Annotated in this window: 8 protein-coding genes; 2 read left to right on the top strand and 6 right to left on the bottom strand. The window is 66.8% G+C overall.

The window, feature by feature from the left end; translation table 11 throughout:
* Window position 1 precedes the first annotated feature (1 nt).
* From ACOOHF_RS01380 to ACOOHF_RS01365, 4 genes are all read right to left on the bottom strand, one after another.
* A complete protein-coding gene (locus ACOOHF_RS01380) occupies window positions 2-2,761 on the bottom strand; it encodes a leucine-rich repeat domain-containing protein (protein ID WP_420463074.1) in 2,760 nt (919 codons plus the stop codon).
* Between the two features lie 31 nt (window positions 2,762-2,792).
* A complete protein-coding gene (locus ACOOHF_RS01375) occupies window positions 2,793-3,287 on the bottom strand; it encodes a hypothetical protein (RefSeq protein WP_420463073.1) in 495 nt (164 codons plus the stop codon).
* Window positions 3,226-3,756 carry a hypothetical protein gene (locus ACOOHF_RS01370; RefSeq protein ID WP_420463072.1) on the bottom strand — a complete coding sequence of 177 codons (531 nt, stop codon included), beginning with the start codon at window positions 3,754-3,756 and terminating at the stop codon, window positions 3,226-3,228. Before ACOOHF_RS01370 ends, ACOOHF_RS01375 begins: the two co-directional genes overlap by 62 nt.
* 85 nt (window positions 3,757-3,841) lie before the next feature.
* A complete protein-coding gene (locus ACOOHF_RS01365; RefSeq protein WP_420463071.1) occupies window positions 3,842-7,000 on the bottom strand; it encodes a WD40/YVTN/BNR-like repeat-containing protein in 3,159 nt (1,052 codons plus the stop codon).
* Here ACOOHF_RS01365 and ACOOHF_RS01360 point away from each other — a divergent pair.
* Together ACOOHF_RS01360 and ACOOHF_RS01355 are read left to right on the top strand one after the other, a co-directional pair.
* Window positions 6,999-11,534, top strand: a complete 4,536-nt coding sequence (locus ACOOHF_RS01360) for an Ig-like domain-containing protein (RefSeq protein WP_420464319.1) — start codon at window positions 6,999-7,001, stop codon at window positions 11,532-11,534. The two genes, ACOOHF_RS01365 and ACOOHF_RS01360, sit on opposite strands and share 2 nt — an antisense overlap.
* Before the next feature lie 198 nt (window positions 11,535-11,732).
* The gene (locus tag ACOOHF_RS01355; protein WP_420463070.1) at window positions 11,733-11,870 is read left to right on the top strand and encodes a hypothetical protein; all 138 of its coding nucleotides are present in this window, start codon (window positions 11,733-11,735) and stop codon (window positions 11,868-11,870) included.
* 181 nt (window positions 11,871-12,051) lie between these two features.
* Here the strand turns inward: ACOOHF_RS01355 and ACOOHF_RS01350 are convergent, their stop codons facing one another.
* Both ACOOHF_RS01350 and ACOOHF_RS01345 read right to left on the bottom strand, forming a co-directional pair.
* Window positions 12,052-12,600 carry a hypothetical protein gene (locus ACOOHF_RS01350; protein WP_420463069.1) on the bottom strand — a complete coding sequence of 183 codons (549 nt, stop codon included), beginning with the start codon at window positions 12,598-12,600 and terminating at the stop codon, window positions 12,052-12,054.
* A 265-nt stretch (window positions 12,601-12,865) separates the two neighbouring features.
* Window positions 12,866-16,810 carry a Calx-beta domain-containing protein gene (locus tag ACOOHF_RS01345; protein WP_420463068.1) on the bottom strand — a complete coding sequence of 1,315 codons (3,945 nt, stop codon included), beginning with the start codon at window positions 16,808-16,810 and terminating at the stop codon, window positions 12,866-12,868.
* Between the last annotated feature and the right edge of the window lie 36 nt (window positions 16,811-16,846).

Here is a 16,846-nt window from a genome sequence, read left to right as displayed (position 1 = left end):
GTTATCGATTCCAGTCCGCGGGATCCGGGATCCCGCGGCTGACCAGCACTTCCATGCCGGGGTCGAGAGACAGCGCCTCCGCCACACCCTGAGCGAGTGAGGCGGCCGCCAGCGCGTCGGGCGGCAGATCGCGGAAGATGCCGCGGATCTGACCGGTGGCGGGGTCCCGTACGACGACGGCCGCCCGATCGCTCTCGCCATCCAGAGTGAAGGACCCGGCGGGCCCGGAGAGCGTGATGCTCGCCAGGTCGCCAGCCCAACCGGACTGAACGGGCCGCGCGAAAGCGAAGCTCGACCTCCCGTCCCCATCGGCCACCTCCGGCATGGCGAAGGTCAGCGAGAACAATTGTTCGCCGGTCGCCGTCCTCCCGCGTAACTCGTAGGGGCCCGCCGATCGCGGCTGGGTCGGCGGAGCATCGAGGACGAAAGCCGGCTCCAGGTACGGGGCGCCCGTCTCGTCGATGCCGCCCCAGAGCAGGAGCGTACGGTCCCCTGCGGCGACCGTACGACCGGGTGCCGCGGCCTCCACCCGTTCCACGCGCAGCCGATGACGAAGCGCGTTGCCGAAGTAGTAGTCGCTGATCCACGGCGGGTGGCAGTAGGACATGATGTCCGGTGTGTCCGGCGGGATGAGCTGGTCGCCATCGCGAAAATCGTATCCCCAGGCGCCGATGGTCCCGTTGGGCTGCGGGAACCAGGGATCGGGTCCGGGAGCGGAGCATGGGGCGTGCTCCAGACTCAGATTGTGTCCGAGTTCGTGGGCGACGATGTCCTCGCGCATGTCGGCGAAGCTCGACCTCCCGCCGAGTTGGGCCAGACCGCCACCGTCACTCCCCGTCATCGTTCCCATGTAGTAGCCGCTCGCGCCTTCCATGGTGCGGATCGCGGCTGTCAGGCCGAGCAGGGCGTCCTGGTTGTTGGTCGAGGCGGTCACGGGCTCGTGTACGTTCAGCGCGAACTCCCCGACCGGCAGCAGCGTACGCGTCAGCCAGAGGAACTCGTGGTCCGGGGTCAGGCCTTCGACGAAGGCGACGATCGACCGGTCCTGACTGCCTTCCCGAAGGAAGGGGATCAGCGTGAGGTCGAAGGTGGGCATCTCCCGCACGTCGACGGGACGCCGTCCGGACGCGGGAATCCGCTGCGTGAGACCGAGGGTGGGGTCCAGCGTACTGTCCGGGTCGACCTCGACGACCATCTCGAGTCCCGGTCGCACGACGCGCGCCGGGATCACCGCGTTGGCGGACATCGCGAGGGAACTCTCGTCGACCTCGGTCGGGACGGGATTGGCCTGTGCGGGAATGTCCACTGAATACTCTTCCACGCCGTCCAGATAGAACCGGGCCTTCACGGGCGGGAAGTCGACGACAGCGCCGTCGGGAGCCGTCGGGAACACTCGCAGCAAGGCCGAATCGCCCGCGACGAGCGGGACCGGGAACTCGGCCGACTGCACGGCCTGGGTCAGATAGACGGGGAACCCTTCGCCCCCGCAGGGAGACACGCGGTGTTTCCAGATCCCGTCCAGCCAGTTCCGGAACGTGGGTTCGAGCGGCGCGCAGAGACCGGTACCCTGCAGCAGGAGCTCGCGCATCCTGAAGAGCGAAGTCACCTCACTGGGGAGCGCGCCCGACAGCCCGGGGTTGTCTCTCAGGCTCAACAACCGCAGCTGCGTCAGGCGCCCGAGTTCGGGCGGGACCGGGCCGGCCAGCGCGTTGCCGAACAGCACCAGCTGCCGGAGGCTGGCAAGATCACCGAGGGTGGGAGGGATCTCCCCCGTAAGGCCGTTGTTGCCGACGTAGAGCTGTCGCAGCCCGGTGAGGTTCCCGAGCGCAGGGGGGATCTCCCCCGCCAAATCGTTGTTGCTGAAAAACAGGCCCTGAAGGCTGGCGAGGTTGCCGAGGGCCGAGGGGATCTCGCCCGCGAGGTCGTTTCCGCTAAGGTACAGGGTTCGCAGGCTGCCGAGGTTGCCGAGGGCGGCGGGGATTTCCCCTTCAAGCTGGTTCTCGCGCAGGTCCAGCTCGTCCAGATAGGCGATGCCGCCCAGGGCCGGCGGGATCTCACCCGTGATTCTGTTGTCGCGGAGGTCCAGCCTCCGGAGGTCGGGCAGGTCGCCGAGTTCCGGCGGGATCGCGCCCGTCAGTTCGTTTCGTGACAGCGCGAGCGTCTGGAGGCGCGAGAGTTCGCCCAGCTCCGGCGGGAGCTGACCGGTCAGCCGATTCAATTCGAGGTTGAGCCCCACAACCCGGCCCTCGCCGTCGACCTCAACGCCGTGCCAGACTTCCAGCGGGCGCGGGGTCAGCCAGTTGTCGTTGGCGGACCAGCTCGGGCCGCCCGTCGCCTCGTAAAAGGCGACGAGAGGGGCGTGGTCCTCCGTCCGCGGCGTCGGCACGAGAACGCTGAACTCCAGCAAAGCCTGAAGGCCTCGAGGGTCCCGAGCCCGGATCGTGACCCTCGCTTCGCCCGGCGCCACCCCGACGACGGCCACCGTACTGCCGTTGAGCGACACTGCGACGACGCCTGCGTTGGAGGACGCCGCCTCGAAAGTCAGGGCATCGCCATCCGGATCCGTGAAATAGGAGGATGCCTCGACCGTGAGCGTGTCGCCCGCGGCGAGTTCCTGAGCCGGGATCGTGCTCGTTGGGACGGGCCGCTGATTGGGAGAGGACGGGGGAGGCGCCGCCATGTCCTCGCCGCAGGCCGCCATCCAGGAGATGGCGAGGAGGAGCAGAAATGCGGGCAGGGTGGGGGAGTGTCTTCCAGGCATTAACGATTCCAGATCGACCTGTATATTCGTGTCAGCGCGAGGGGTGCATCAGCTGGCGGTCGAGATCCTCGATGGCGGTCCGCTCGCGGTCGGAACTCTCGATGATACGATCGGCAAGGTACTCGATGTTCTCGACCGGGGCCTCGCCCGCGAGCGACTTGATGCCTACGGTCGCGACGATCCCGAGTGCGTCGCCCATGGTCCGGGCCTCCGCGACGAACGCGCGAGCGAGGGACTCCATCACGCCTTCCGCCCGGGCGATGACGATGTCGGCCCGGCCCGACAGTTCCTCGAGGCGGCGCGACTCCTCCAGGTCCCGGTTGCAGCGGTCCATGACCGCCAGCCGGGCGTCGCAATCGTTGTAGAACCTGCGGAGCGCGGCGGCCCGCGCGTCGAGCTTCCCAAGCGCCTCCCCGAGCTTCGCATCGAGCCGGTCCGCGATGCGGCCCTGCGCACCCGCGAGTTCACTCTCCGGCCTCCGCGCGCAGGCGTTCGCGCCAGTACGCGGCGGAACGCTGCGCCTCATCCGCCGCTTCCGCGAGCGAGGCCCGGGCCCGTCCCCATTCCGAGTCCGCCCCGATCGTGCGGGCGCGGTGCTCCGCGATCCGCTCCCGGAAGTCGGCCACCGCGAACTCGTGCACGCGCAGCACGGCCCACGGCTCCCCGCTCTCGTAGGCCACAATGCCGAGTTCCACCGATTCCCGGATCTCGGAGCGGCGTTGTGTGTCGGGCAGCGACTTGGCGAAAGCGACCGCCCCCCAGATGATGCCGGCGAGTACAAGGACTCCGAAGGCCCCCGCACCCCCTCCGGCAACGCCCCCCATGCAAGCTCCCACCAGTACGAGGGGAAACACCTTGCGGAAGACCGATGACGCCTCCTCGGTCGTCACACGCTTCCGCGCGATCTCCGCCTCCAGCCGGTGGTCCGCCGCCTGCGCCTGCCGCTCGAAGCAGCGTCGGGCGAGGACATCCAGCGAAACATCGGAATCGGTCAACGGAGGGCCGCGCCGGCGGGCGCGCGCCACCTCTCGGGGTGCGCGCCCGCCGGACCTCGGCGAGGGTCCACGAGTCCGGCCGTGGTCAGCTGGTGGCGCGGGGCGGGGTGCGCACGATCACGCCGGGGACGCCGGCCTCGCGCAGCCGGTTGTTGAACGCGGCCACGTCCGTGTCGATGATCTGCTGGAGCGTCCCCAGCCACTCGCCCAGTTCGGCCTCGAGTTCGTCGGCACGAACGCCCGCCACCTGGTTGGGACGGTCGTAGGTCGACGAGATGTAGCCGTACAGGTTCACGATCTCGTTGTCGAGCATGGGCGGGAAGTTGAGCGGATCCTGTCCCGCCCGGTTCTTCGTCTGGAAGAGTTCCTCCTCCACGTCCGTGAGCTTCTCGCCCGCCGCGTCGGCCATCTCCGTGAAGTCGTCTCCGTAGCCCGCCTCCTCCACGGATACTGCGATGTCCCGCATCTGCGAGCGGATGGAGCGCGCGTCCCGCACCGCATCGTGCGACTGCTGGAGGAGATCGCGTACGCGGACCATGAGATCGTGCTGGGCCTGCAGGTCGGCGACCGTGACCTGATCGGCCACCCGGGGATCGATGTGGACTTCCAGCGGTTGGGTCTGCGTCATGTCACCTGCGGAGAGACGCACCTCGTAGCTTCCGGGCACAGCGGGCACGCGGCCCGCGAAGCCCCAGATCCGGGCGCCCTCGACCAAGTCCGGGCCTTCGCCCTGAAGGTTCCAGACCAGACGGTTGAGGCCGGCGTTCGCAGGCAGGCGGCCCGGCGACCAGCTGGAGGAGCGGCCGACTCCCGCCTTCGCCTCATCGTCCCACGAGTCGGGGTTCGAGGAGTAGACGCGCACCACTTCTCCGCGCGCGTCCGCGATCTCGAGGTTGACGGTCTCCGCAATATCTTCGCCGAGTGCGAAGTGGATCACCGCGCCGTTGGGAAACACGCCCTGCGCGCGCACCGCCTCGCCCGGCGTGTAGAGGTGGACGTCGGCCGCGAGCGTGGCCGCGGACATGGTCTGGAGCGGCGACACGTCATCGAGGATCCAGAAGGAGCGGCCCTGCGTCGCCACGACGAGATCGCCGTCGTGCAGTTGCATGTCGGTGATCGGCGTGATGGGCAGGTTCTGCTGGAAGCGCTGCCAGCTGTCGCCGCCGTCGAAGCTCAGGTAGAGCCCGTACTCGGTGCCCGCGTAGAGGAGGCCCTCCCGCTCCGGGTCCTCGCGTACGACGCGCACGAAATGGTCCGGCTCGATGCCGTTCGTCGAGAGGCGGCTCCAGCTCTCCCCGTAGTCGTCGGTGCGCCACATGTACGGCGTGCCGTCCTGCATCCGGTAGCGGTACACGGCGACGTGCGCCCGCCCCGGGCCGTGCGCCGAGAGGTCGATCATGTTGACGGTCGAGAACTCCGGCAGGTCCCCGGGGGTGACGTCGGCCCAGTTCCCGCCCGCGTCGTGCGAGACGTGAATGAGGCCGTCGTCCGAACCCGCCCACAGAACGCCCGCTTCGTGCGGCGACTCCTCGAAGGCGAAGATCGTCGCGTAGACCTCCACCCCGGTGTTGTCCCAGGTGATGCGGCCGCCCGCATAGTCCTGCTTCGTGGTGTCGTTACGCGTGAGATCGGGACTGATCGTCTCCCATGAATATCCCGCGTCACTCGTCCGGTTCACGAACTGGGACATGTGATAGACGACATCGGGGTCGTGCGGCGAGATCCGGATCGGCGCGTTCCACTGGAAGCGGTGCCGCATCATCTTCGCCGCGTGCCCCAGCTGCAGCTGCGGGTAGAGCAGCATCTGCCGCACGTCGCCCGTCCCGCGGTCGACCCGGTTGATGCTGCCGCCGTAGCAGCCCGCGTACGTCACGTTCGGATTGCGCGGGTCGATCGCGATGTGCCCGCTCTCGCAGCCGCCGACCGCCGACCAGTGCTGTGCCGGCTGCACCGCCGGCATCCCCCGGCTCGGCACCATGATCGTGGAGTTGTCCTGCTGCGAGCCGTACACCCGGTAGGGGAACTGGTTGTCGACGAAGACTCGGTAGATCTCGGCCGTGTTCTGGTTGTAGTATGTGGACCAACTCTCGGCGCCGGTCGTCGTGACCTGCCCGCCGCCGTCGTCCGCCACGACCTGGAAGTCGGGGTTCTCGTAGTTGATCCAGAGGTCGTGCACGTCGCCGTGCGGGACGGAGTAACCCTCCCAGGTCACCCCTCCGTCGATCGACTTGTTGTAGCCGACGTTGAGGGCGTAGACCGTGTTCTCGTCCACCGGGTCGGCGTAAATGTGCGTGTAGTACCACGCGCGCTGCTGAAGCCCGCGGTCGTCGTTGACCCGGTTCCAGCTGTCCCCGCCGTCGTCGGATCTGTAGACGCCGCCGCGGTCGTCGGGCGCCTCGATGAGCACCCACACGCGGTCGGGGTTGGCGCGGGAGACGGTGACGGCCGCCTTGCCGACGAGTCCCGTGGGGAGGCCGCCCTCGAGCCGGTCCCAGGTGTCTCCGCCGTCGGTCGAGCGGAAGATGCCGGACTCCTCGGAGCCCGAGATTGCCGTCCACGGCTTGCGCTCGCCCCTCCACGCCGCCGCGAAAATGATGCGGGGGTTGCCGGGGTTCATCGCCAGATCGACGACGCCCGTGGAGTCGGAGATGGCAAGCACGTGGTCCCACGTCTCCCCACCGTCCGTGGTACGGAACACGCCACGCTCGGGGTTGGGGCCGAACGGATCGCCCATCGCCGCCACGAAGGCGATGTCCGCGTCACGCGGGTGGACCTCGATGCGGCCGATCTGGCCCGCGTCCGGCAGCCCGATGTGAGTCCAGGAGTCGCCGCCGTCGGTGCTGCGGTAGACGCCGATCCCCTTCGACACGTTGCCGCGGATGCAGGCCGAGCCCGTCCCCACGTAGATGACGTTGGGGTCGCCGTCCGCCACGTCGATCGCGCCGATGGAGCCGGTATCGAAGTAGCCGTCGGAGATGTTGCTCCAGTTGAGGCCGGCGTCGTCCGTGCGCCAGACACCGCCGCCCGTCGCACCCATGAAATAGGTCAGCGGCTGCTCGGTGATCCCGGCTACGGCCGTGCTGCGGCCGCCCCGGGGTGGTCCGATGGACCGGAAGCTGAGTCCGGCCACATCGGCGGAGTCGAAGACCACCGCCTCCTGAGCGGCCAGCCCTTGGGGCGGCGTGGCGAGGCCCGCCGAGACGAGGGTGAGCGTGGCGAGTGTGACGACAGCCTGCTTGCGCATGGGGCTATTGCTCCTGTTCCGGCGACACAAGGAATCCTGTCAAATCTGCATGGGCCGAACCGCGCACGGCGTCCGAAACCCCGGAAGCGCCAACGTAGATGGCAGGTGGCCGTCACGACAATCACAAGGACCGACGGCAGGGCGGGATGACACCTTGCGGCGATGGTGTCATGGCGTAACGCTGCACGGAATGAGAAACTCGCGAGCTTCCCCCAGTCTCGTCGCTCGAGTTCCGCGACGATGGACCACCGGCGCTCTCGGCGTCGCACTCGGCACGTCTCTCTTCATTGTGACCCTGTCGTGCGGTGACGGCGACGGTGGTACGGGCCCGCCCCCGCCGGGTCCTCCCCCGCCGGGCCCGCCCCGCGCTACCACCGTTACGGTCCGTCCGGCAACGGCCAGGCTCACGGCCCTGAGCGACAGCGTCCGGTTCACCGCCGAGGTGCGTGACCAGTACAGCAACGTGATGACCGGGGCCGCCGTGAGCTGGTCGACCAGCGACGCGACGGTCGCGATGGTCAACGCTTCGGGCATCGCCACCGCGGTGAGCGCCGGCGCCGCGACGATCACGGCGACCTCCGGCAGCGCGTCCGGGAGCGCCGCGGTCACGGTCGTGCAAGAGGTCAGCGCGGTGAGCGTGACGCCCGCCGAGGCCGCGCTGGCTCCGGGCGATACGGTGACGTTAGACGCCCAGGCGCAAGATGCGAACGGGTCCCCGATCGACGATGCCGTGTTCGCGTGGTCGTCCAGCGACACCGCAGTGGCCACGGTGGACACGACCGGCCTGGTGCATGCGGTCGACGAAGGGAGTGCGACGATCACGGCGACCTCCGGCAACGAGTCCGGGAGCGCCGCGGTCACGGTCGTGCGAGAAGTCGCCGTGGTGAGCGTGGTGGTCGTGACGCCCGCCGAGGCCAGGCTGGCTCCCGGCGATACGGTGACGTTCACCGCCCGGGCGGAAGATGCGAACGGGTCCCCGATCGACGATGCCGTGTTCGCGTGGTCGTCCAGCGACACCGCAGTGGCCACGGTGGACACGACCGGCCTGGTGCATGCGGTCGACGCAGGGAATGCGACGATCACCGCAACGTCGGGCATGGCTTCGGGACACGCCCAGGTCACCGTTGTGGCAACCTCGCAACGCATGGCATTGGAAGCCTTCTATCGTTCGACCGGAGGTGAGGAATGGATCAACCAGGGCAACTGGCTGACCGACGCGCCGCTCGGGCAATGGTACGGCGTCACGGCCCGTGAAGGCCGGGTGGTCAGTCTGCTGATGATGGCGAACAACCTGAATGGCCCAATTCCACCTCAGATCGAACACCTGACCAGCCTGAGAACGGTCAGGTTGGGCGACAACCTTCTCAGTGGCGAAATTCCCCCGGAACTCGGCAACCTGTCCAGCCTCCATTCCTTGAACCTCTCCGTAAACGCTTTGAGTGGCCCCATCCCACCCGAACTCGGTCGGTTGGACCGCCTGGGCTTCCTCCATCTCAGCATTAACAACCTGAGTGGCGAGATACCCACGGAACTCGGCGGTCTCACCAGTCTGCAAGTCCTCAGCCTCCCTTACAACGACCTGGAGGGCGAGCTTCCCACGGAACTGGGTAATCTCGGCGCGCTCTGGTCCATGGACCTCAGAGGCAACCTCTTGCGGGGTGCGATCCCGCAGAGCTTCCTGGGTTTGAGCCTGCGAGGGTTCCAGTTCACCGGCCCGGGCCGGAACCTCACTCTCTGCCTGCCCGGCACTCCCGACTTCGTCGCGTGGGCCACCCGGGCCAGTGTGTCGCGGCCAAGCTATTGTAACGAATCAGATCTATCTGCACTCAAGTCTCTGTACGAGGCCACGGGCGGCACCGATTGGACGAATTCCGACGGCTGGCCGGCCGGTGGTCCCGCCCCGGCCGGCTGGTACGGCGTCAGGAGTGATACACTCGGCCGGGTGGTGGCACTCGACCTGCAGAACAACGGTTTGTCCGGCGAACTTCCGGCGCAGTTGGGCACCCTGTCCGCAATGACCGAACTGAGGATCGGCGGCAACGCCCTGACGGGTCGACTGCCCTTGTCACTGGCGACCGTCCCGCTGCGTGAGCTTCGCTATGCGGACACCGAGCTCTGTACCCCGGCAGATGCGGTTTTCCGGGCGTGGCTCACGACCATCGCGATGCATGAAGGAAGCGGGGTGGAATGTGACGCCCTGACGGACCGGGACATCCTTACCATCTTCTACCGGGCGACCGGCGGCCCGAACTGGCATTCCCGCAACAACTGGCTTACCGACGCGCCGCTCCGGGATTGGTACGGCGTGGGCGTTGACAGCCAAGGCCGCGTAGTCGCCCTTGACTTCTTTTCCAACAATCTGGTGGGGATCATTCCCCCGGAGCTGGGACAGCTCACCGAGCTCGGGAACCTCATCGTCGTCAATAACGGGCTCACGGGTCCAATTCCGGCCGAACTGGGCAGTCTGCGCAAGCTTTCGCGGCTGTGGTTGTACGACAATCGGCTGACCGGCTCGCTACCCCCCAAACTCGGCAACATGTCCGCCCTTGTACAGTTGTCAATCTCAGGCAACCCGTTGACGGGCACGATTCCGCCGACCCTGGGGAATCTCGCGAACCTCGACGAGTTTACCATGGAAGAGACCCTCGTGACGGGCCCAATTCCCGGAGAACTCGGCAATCTCTCCAGGCTGAAATTCCTCAATCTCGACGACAACGCACTAACCGGCTCGATCCCCCGCGAACTTGGCAACCTCTCCAGGCTGACAATCCTCGGGCTCCGGAACAACCGCCTCACGGGCTCCCTCGCGCCGGAACTCGGCAACCTGGTGGCCCTGAGGGACCTGTCTCTCCCCAACAACGACCTGAGTGGCGCGATCCCGACCACGTTCGGCAATCTGGCGAACCTGGAAAAACTGACCCTGACGAACAACTCCGGGATGTCGGGCGCTGTGCCGGCGAGCCTCCAGTCGCTCGATCGGCTCACGCTGTTCATGGCGGGCGGTACGGAACTGTGCATGCCGGACGATCCCGCTCTGCTGCAATGGCTGGAGACCGTTACGACAAGGCGCGTCCTGCGCTGCGCCACGGGTGAGCGGTCGAGGGCCTACCTCACGCAAGCCGTGCAGTCGCTGGAGTTTCCGGTCCCTCTCGTCGCGGACGAGGCCGCTCTCCTCCGGGTCTTCGTGACGGCACCCCGGGCGACGAACGCCGGGGTCCCACGCGTCACGGCGAGGTTCTACCACGGCGGCTCGGAGGTGCACGTGATCGACATCGGGGCCGGAACGGAACCCATTCCGATGGAAATCAAGGAGGGTGCGCTGGAGAAGTCGGCGAACGCCGAGGTTCCGGCGTGGGTTGTGCAACCGGGGTTGGAGATGGTCATCGAGATCGATCCCGACAACACCCTGGATCCCGGGCTCGGCGTGCAAAAGCGCATCCCGGAAACCGGCCGGAAGGCAGTGGACGTGAAAGAGATGCCCTCGATGCAACTGACCGTGATTCCGTTTCTCTGGAACGCGCAGCCGGACTCGTCGCTCCTGGCGATCACCAACGGTTTGACGGCGGAGGATACCCTGCTATGGAAGACTCGCACGTTTCTACCCATCCGTGAGCTGGATGTCCAAGTGCACGACCCAGTGTGGACTGATACCGAAGACACCTTTGAGAACTTCCATAAGGTGGAGGCGATTCGTGTGATGGAGGGCGGGGCGGGGTATTACATGGGTACCCTGAAGAGTCCCTCCGGGGGCTCGGCCGGGGCGGCGAATACGCCCGGATTCTCAAGCTTCGTCGCGACCAATGGAAGAACGATGGCACACGAACTGGGGCACAACATGGCGCTCTACCATGCGCCCTGCGGCGGCCCCGCCCAGCCGGACCGGTCATTCCCCTCGATCAACGGGGCAACGGGGGCGTGGGGCTACGATTTCCGTGCTGGTGGCTCACTGGTATCGCCGTCCTACAAGGACCTGATGTCCTATTGCCGGCCCGAATGGATCAGCGAATACAGCTTCTCCAACGCGCTTATCCACCGTCTCGAGCAGCACTCGACGGCAGCCCGCGCGCGCTCCGCCGAATCGCTTCTCCTCTGGGGCGGCCTGGACCAGAAGGGCGACCCGTTCCTCGAACCGGCGTTCGTCGTCGACGCGCCGCCGATGCTCCCGCGCATGGGGGGTGCCTACAGACTCACGGGACTGACCGACGGCGGCGAAGAACTCTTCGTGATGGACTTCGACATGCTGGAGGTCTCGGACGGAGGGGCACCGTCCTTCGCCTTCGCGCTTCCCGCTCGGCCCGAGTGGGCCGGCCGCCTGGCGACGATCACGCTGTCCGGCCCCGACGGGTCGGTGAGCATGGGCCGAGAGAGCGAGCGCTCGATGACGATTCTCCGGGATCCGGGAACCGGGCAGGTACGGGGCATCCTGCGGGGCGGGGGACGGGAGGCCGGGGCCGGGGACGCTTCGCGCGTGGGCCGAGGGCTCGAAGTGCTCCTTAGCAGTGGCACCCCGGACAAGGCCCAGTGGAGGAGATAGGGGACCTTCACAAGCCGGATCGTGCGCGGCGCTGGCCGCCCGTTTACCGCGAAACCACGGCCGAGTACGCGGCCAGATCCCTTAGCGTGTAACCTTCTTCCGCCACCTGCGGGAGCCGGACCCGGTACTGCGCGTGACTGCCGCGGTCGGGCCACCCGGAATTCCAGAACCGGTCCCGCGGTAAGCTCGCCGGAAACGATGATCTGTCTGCGGGTCGAGGAAGACGTATTCAACTCGAACAGTTCAAGGGGCGGTGACCGCAGCGAGTCGAGGGTGGGACCCTCGCCCACCACCATGGCGCGGACATCCCTGTTCGAGGCCGGAGGGATCGCCTGAGCCGTGAGGAATCTGGGATCAGGTTGCTCGATCGGCGGCTGGACGATCCCGTCGCCGACGCAACCTCAGGCCAGGGTGGCGACGACAAGGAGCGTCAGTCCCCGCCAAACCGGACCTGTCCGGCGACGGCGGCGTCGGGTACGGGCGCACCGCTCTCGGCCGAGCCGAGGTCTAGTCTAGTCTAGCCGAACCGGGACCTCCGAGGCTCCTGTGACCGCCTGCGCCCGCCCCGCCCGGGTGCGCCTGAAGCCGCAGCCGCACCGGGAATCGACTCGTGAGCCGGAACTGACGTTCCGCCGCAGCGCGCTTCACCCCGCCGACAGCGCGCGAGCCAAGAGAGTAGGCCGCCGAGGTCGTAGCTTTCGTTCCCGTTCCCGAGCCGGTCCAGCCAGTTCAGCTGCGTTTCGCTGAGAACTCCTTCTCCCACCAGTGCCGCCCCCGCTGCGTCCGGCGCACATCCTCGAGCCGGCTCAGCGCCTCTTCCGGCGCGGTACCGCCATACGCCGCCGCCCGTCGCACCCATGAAATAGGTCAGCGGTTGCTCGGTGATCCCGGCCACGGCCGTGCTGCGGCCGCCCCGGGGTGGTCCGATGGACTGGAAGCTGAGTCCGGCCACATCGGCGGAGTCGAAGACCACGGCCTCCTGGGCGCCCAGTGCTCGCGGCGCCGTGGCGAAGCCCGCCGAGACGAGGGCGAGCGTGGCGAATGTGACGACAACCTGCTTGCGCATGGGATTTGGCTCCTGTTCCGGCGACACAAGGAATCCGGTGAAGTCCGCACGGGCCGGGGCCCACGCGGCGTCCGAAATCCGTGAATAGCGGAAACGTAGAACGCCGGTGCCCGGCGCGACAATCACGAGGGCCGACGTGAGGGCGGGATGACACCTTGGCGCGTGGCGTTTCGGAACTGATCCGCAATGAACGGAGGAGGCAGGTCCCCCGGCGCGCACTGACATCGTGCGCGCCGGGACACCTCGTGCTGCGACTCTCCGGGTTTCAGCGCCCGATCATGACCTCGTACCGCGACAGATCCCGGAGCGAGTAGTCCTCACCCGTGACCTGCAGGAGGCGCACCCGGTATAGATCGCGGAGTCCCCGGTCGGGGACCCGGAACTGCAGGACGGGCCCCGTCGAGAGCGCTCCCGCGACGACGATCTGCCGCGGGGAAGGGGTCTCCGAGTGGAAGACCTCTAAGCCGGGCGAGCGCACCGACTCGATACCGGGACCCTCAACAACCAGCAACGCGCCCCGGTCGCGGGCCGAAGGCGGCGCCGTCAACTGGACCGTCAGGAAACCGGGATCCGCCTCGGCCGCCGCCGGCTGCATGACATCGTCGGCGCACGCCAAGGTCATGCCGGCCACCAGCATGAGGGCGAGTCGGTACCAGGACCGGCCCGGGCGTCGGCGGCTCCGACGACCTCTCGTGCGCTCGCGCGCCGCGGAACGGCCTCTTTCACGGCTCCGCTGGCTGGTTCCGCCACTCTGTCCGCCCGCGCCACCGGCGAGCAGGACCGTAAACGCACCGGAAACCAACCCCTCCGATACCGCCCCACAACCCGCATCGCCCCGCTGGCAGCGCTCGATCCACAAGAGCAGGTCGCCCAGATCGTAGTCTCCGTTCCCGTTGCCCAGCAGGTCCAGCGCGTCGATTTGAGCGTCGCTCAGGTCCCCTTCGCCGAACAGCGCCGCCGCTGCCTCCTGCGGGGTCAGATCCCGGACCAGGGGCAGGACATCGTCCGCCGACATGTCCTGTATGGGGGCCGCATCGCCCTGTGCGGCGGCCGCATCGTCGTCCTTCACGGTGACCACGACGTTGGCGTCGCGCCCATCATAGCCTCCGCCCGACGGGCTCACCTTCAGCGTCACCTCCTCGTTGGTGACGTTCGCATCGTGGCCCGCGGTTACGCTCACCACCGAGCCCACTCTCCAGAACCTGCGCTTGATCGTTATGGTCGGCCTGTCAACCGCAAGCGCCGTACCCTCCATTCCGCTCACCGCAATCGTCACATCGCTGGTCGGCTCGCTGGTCAGCACGACGATGAAGTCGCCGGCATCCGCACCCCCTTCATGCACGGCCACCGCGGTGGGAGCCACGAGCATGCGGTCTTTCGGAAGGTCGATGCGCAGGCGACCGATACCCCCTTCGTTCCCGTCGCCCGTGGCCGCCGAGGTCACCTCGCCAGCCTGGACACCTATGTGCACTTCTCCATTCTGGGTCGGCATCATCTCGACCGTGTACTCCACGCCCGCACGAACCTCGGTGAAATTCCACGGCAACAGTCCGACGTTCGTCCCATCCTCCGTCGTGCCCGCGTGGGTCTGCCAACTGATGATCTCTTCCGCAAAGCCCGCAACCTGCTCACTGAATACGATGCGCGTCGTGAACGGGCCATGTGCTATCCCCGCGACATGCACATCGTGAACTGACCGAACTCCTTCGAAGGTGACCTCCAGCGTCGGTCCCGGCTGCCGGTCCCGGATCCGGATGCTTCGGTTGTCGATCGCATGGCCGTCGTGAGCCACCGAGACTCCGATCTCCTCGCCTGGATCCCGGGTATCGTCGTCTTGCGCCGTGAACGTCATCTCGACGGACCTCGAACCGGCCGGCAGCTCCACATGGTGGCCCGAGGCCGACTCATCGGCGTCTCGGGGCGATACCTTGTAGTCTTCCCCCCTGGTCGCCGTGCCTCCAAGCTTGAACGTCACCAACTGGTCGGTCGCGAAGATCTTGCCGTTGGTGATGGACACGGTCGCTGTGGAAGATGTCTCGCCTTTTTCCTCGATCTCGTCCGCGCTCAAACGCAGGTTCATTTCGGGTATGTCCTCGTCATCGGTGATATCCACCGGGGTCACGGCCGCAAGCGCCAGGTCGGCCTGAGCATCCCGGGCACTCTCGAGGACCAGGTCACAGGTTTCGTCACCCTCACGGATTTCGTCGTCGATGAGGGTCACCGGCAGCCGGCGCCGTACCTGCCACGAGCCGTTCCGGAAGGAGAAATCCTCCTCCCGAATGGTCATCTGTCGGCTCACCGCCTTGAAGTCCTCGTTCGCTTTCGCGGTCCCGCTCTCCGAGAACATCGAGAAGGCGACCGTCGTGCCACGCGGCATGCCGGGAGCGGCCTCCACGATCAGGTCCGCGGTCGCATCCTTCCTGTCTTCCCCAAACCGGTACGAGTCCTGGTCGAAGAAGACCCTGACGGCGGGGCCCTCCTGCGAGACCACGTATACGGACGCCGTCGCATCGTCCGTGTCGTAGCCATCGACCGCTCTGACTGTCAGGGTCAGGTGGCCGCTCGCGACAACATCTGTCGAGAAGACGCTGTGAGGAATGGTCACGCTGGCGGTCGCCGCGCCCGCCTCGAAGGTCACGGGGCACGATGTCCACGGCAGCCAATCCTGGTCCTGCGCCACCTGTACCGTCACCGTCAGCCTCTCACCCAGCGACTCCTCGCGGGTCAGCGTCAGCACCAGGTCCTCCATGCTCCCGATGATCGTGCCGCGGTTTGCGGCCATGCTGATCCTCGGCAGCGGCATTTCCTGGTTCATGATCCGGATGGTCTGCATGTGCCCGATCGCGTCCCCATCGAGCGCCGCCGACACCTCGATCTTCTCGTCCGGATCATCGACATCGTCGCTCATCGCCTCAAGCGTCACACCGACCGAAGCCGATTGCGCCGGCAGGATGACCTGGTAGCCCGGCATCCCGTTGTCGGCGTCGGAGGGAGAGACTGCATAGTCGGCCCCCATGGTGGCGGTTCCACCCAGCCCGAAGGTCAACACCTGCTCGTCTTCGAAACGCCCGCCATTGGTAATCGACACCCTTGCGATGGAAGACGTTTCTCCCTCTTCCATGATCTCATTCGCGCTCACCGACAGGTCCATCTCGGGGATCGGGTCGTCGTCCAGGATGCGGACGCGGTGCACGCAATCGGAACGGCACTTATTTCCAAGGATGGACTCCCTGTAGCGCACGAGACCGGATAGCTCTCTGTCCTTTTCCAGAATGACCTCGAAGATTTCGTCGCCTTCCCGCAGGTCGTCGTCCAGGATCGGCAGGACAAAGGCGGCACTGCCTATCCAATTGCCGCGAGAGGGTGCGAAGCTCGACTCATGGATCACCAGTGCCTTCCTCGGGGGCTCGTAGTCCTCGCCGGCGGTCGCGGTAAGCTCCGGCTCGGAACCCTTTCCCCTGGTGTCCAAACTGACCGTGAGCGACACGCCGCGGGGCATGCCGGGCGCCATTGTCGCGAACACGCGTGCGCCGGGCAGCTGTCCAGTGTTTTCCCCCACCGTAAACACTTTCCGGCTGACGAACAGCGTGACCAGGGGGTCCGGGGACGAGATCACCCAGACGGGTGCCTTGGCCTTTTCTATATTGTAGCCCTCCGCCTCGACCACCTTGACAATGATACGGCCGGGCCTGGTAACGTCGGCGTCGAACTGTGACTTGTGAACCTTCAACACTGCGGTTGTGTCATTGGGGTAGAAATACACAGAGCGAGACCGGGTACTCCGGTTCAGCCAGTCCTCGTCCTGCTGCAACCGCAGTTTCACCGTCAATTCCTTTCCGGGATTCTCGCGCGTGAGCACCAGGCGCATGTCCTCCAGACCTCCGAAGATCGTGTCGCGGCTGGCGGTGATGGTGATCCTGGGGCGAAGTGCCGGCGCGACCTCCGTGGGGTCCGTCCCGGAGTCGATGCCCCCCTCCGCCCGGGTCCAGTCGTTCGAGGAACCGGCCGCCGCCGGAGCGTTCTGGGCGTGAACCGGCACTACGTTCAGAACCATGAGGACAGCGAGGAGGGGCCACGCCGCGACGTGAGCCGCGCGATCCACCAACCACCGCCGCCGCGAACGCGCCGGATGCGGCATCGGAGATGGGCTGGTGACTTCACTATAACCGCCAAGCGACTTGAAGCCGCCATGTCTCTCTATTGTTGACATTGTAATTCCGCCTTCCTCCGCCATTATTCGACTCTC

The sequence above is a fragment of the Candidatus Palauibacter sp. genome (assembly GCF_965216145.1).
In the GTDB taxonomy this organism is placed as follows: Bacteria; Gemmatimonadota; Gemmatimonadetes; order Palauibacterales; family Palauibacteraceae; genus Palauibacter.
This window is presented reverse-complemented; position numbering and strand designations above follow the sequence as displayed.